The organism is Streptomyces cahuitamycinicus, assembly GCF_002891435.1.
GTDB classification, from domain to species: Bacteria; Actinomycetota; Actinomycetes; order Streptomycetales; family Streptomycetaceae; genus Streptomyces; species Streptomyces cahuitamycinicus.
In genome coordinates this window covers 1-2,299 of record NZ_POUC01000735.1, presented here as the reverse complement: position 1 = coordinate 2,299, position 2,299 = coordinate 1, and the positions used below count along the sequence as shown (strand labels likewise).

At 73.9% G+C, this 2,299-nt stretch carries 1 protein-coding gene; it reads left to right on the top strand.

The window, feature by feature from the left end:
• Window positions 1-198: 198 nt before the first annotated feature.
• Window positions 199-2,067: a S9 family peptidase gene (locus C1J00_RS42245; protein WP_102914097.1), complete on the top strand. Its 1,869-nt coding sequence runs from the start codon at window positions 199-201 to the stop codon at window positions 2,065-2,067.
• Window positions 2,068-2,299: the final 232 nt, after the last annotated feature.

Here is a 2,299-nt window from a genome sequence, read left to right as displayed (position 1 = left end):
AAGGGACAGGGGGGTTCCGGCAGAGGTCGGGGGTGCGGCCGAGGTGGCACCGCAGGTGCGCCAGAGAGCGGTTGCCGGCCTCTGGGATCGAGGTCGCGCGAGGGTCCGGACCGGCGCGGCAGGGGGAACCGGTGGAGGTTATCCACAGGCTGGGGACCTCGCCAGCGCATTGCCGGCCGGGGCGTGCACTATGGGGCCATGACTGAGAGCAACGGGTCCGACGCGCGGGATCAGCGGGACCAGCACGAGCAAGCGGTACAGGCGGGACAGCAGGAGCGGATGCCGGACTGGGAGAAGCGCTTTCGGGCACCCCGGGTCTCCCTGCCCGACTGGGCGGAGGACGCGCCGGACCGCTCCCTGTTCGTCTCGAACGCCACCGGGACGTACGAGCTGTACGCCTGGGACCGGTCGACGGGCGAGCAGCGTCAGGTGACGGACCGGCCGAACGGCACGACGGACGGTGTGCTGTCCCCGGACGGCGCGTGGATCTGGTGGTTCGACGACAAGGACGGCGACGAGTTCGGCGTGTGGCGCCGCCAGCCCTTCGCGGGCGGCGCGGACGAACCGGCCGCCGAGGGCCTGGAGGCCTCCTACCCGGCGGGTCTCGCTCTCGGCCGTGACGGGCGCACGGCGGTCGTGGGCCGCTCCACGGACGAGGACGGCACGACCATCCACCTGGTGCGCGCCGGCGAGGAACCGGCGGAGATCTACCGCCACCGCGAGTCTGCCGGTGTCGGCGACCTCTCCCACGACGGCTCGCTCATCGCCATCGAGCACACCGAGCACGGCGACGCGATGCACTCCGCGCTGCGCGTCCTGCGCCCCGACGGCACGGCGGTCGCCGACCTCGACGACACCGAGGGCGGCACCCGCGAGCTGGGCCTGGAGGTCCTCGGCTTCGCCCCCGTCGACGGCGACACGCGTCTGCTCATCGGCCACCAGCGCCGCGGCCGCTGGGAGCCCCTGGTGTGGGACGTGGCCACCGGCGAGGAGGCGGACCTGGCGCTGGAGCTGCCCGGCGACGTCAGCGCCGAGTGGTACCCGGACGGCAGCGGCCTGCTCATCGCGCACAGCTTCGAGGCACGCAGCGAGCTGTTCCGCTACGACCTCGCCGGCCGCGCCCTCACGGAGATCCCGACCCCGCCGGGCACCGTCTCCGGTGCGACGGCCCGGCCCGACGGCAGCGTGGAGTACCTGTGGTCCTCGGCGGCCGAGCCGTCCGCGGTCCGCTCCACGGCGGGCGGTGTCGTGCTCGACCCGCCCGGCATGAAGTCGCCCGGCTCGGTGCCGGTGGAGGACGTGTGGGTGGAGGGCCCGGGAGGCCGCATCCACGCCCTCGTCCAGAAGCCCGCGGGCACCACCGGCCCGCTCCCCACGGTCTTCGACATCCACGGCGGGCCCACCTGGCACGACAGCGACTCCTTCGCGGCGGGCCCGGCGGCCTGGGTCGACCACGGCTACGCGGTGATCCGTGTCAACTACCGCGGCTCCACGGGCTACGGCCGTGCCTGGACGGACGCCCTGAAGCACCGCGTCGGCCTCATCGAACTGGAGGACATCGCCGCGGTCCGGGCATGGGCCGTCGACTCCGGGCTCGCCGACCCCGACCGCCTCGTCCTCACCGGCGGCTCCTGGGGCGGCTACCTCACCCTCCTCGGCCTCGGCGTCCAGCCCGACGCGTGGACCCTCGGCATCGCGGCGGTGCCCGTCGCCGACTACGTCACGGCGTACCACGACGAGATGGAAGCGCTGAAGGCGATGGACCGCACGCTCCTGGGCGGTACCCCCGAGGAGGTCCCCGACCGCTTCGAGGCCTCGTCCCCCCTCACCTACGTCGACCAGGTCAAGGCCCCGGTCTACATCTCGGCCGGCGTCAACGACCCCCGCTGCCCGATCCGCCAGATCGAGAACTACGTCAAGCGCCTGGAGGCGCGCGGCGCGGTGCACGAGGTGTACCGCTACGACGCCGGTCATGGGTCGCTGGTGGTGGACGAGCGGATCAAGCAGGTGCGGCTGGAGCTGGAGTTCGCGGAGAGGCACCTCAAGGGGAAGTCGGGCGCCCAGTAGCTCGGGGGATGGAGGTGGTTTCGGCGGCTGCGGGTGGGGTGTGGCCGATCGCGCAGTGGCCGATCGCGCAGTTCCCCGCGCCCCTTGGGGCGCGACGGCGCGGCCGGCCTGCGCACCCTGGCCGCCGGGACGGCCGCCGCGCTCGCCGACCGGGGCGTGCTTCGCGCCCTCGGGGCGTTCGGGCGTCCTGTTACGCGCCCGACCGCTCGCGTCGCCTCCGCCCCAGCAGTTT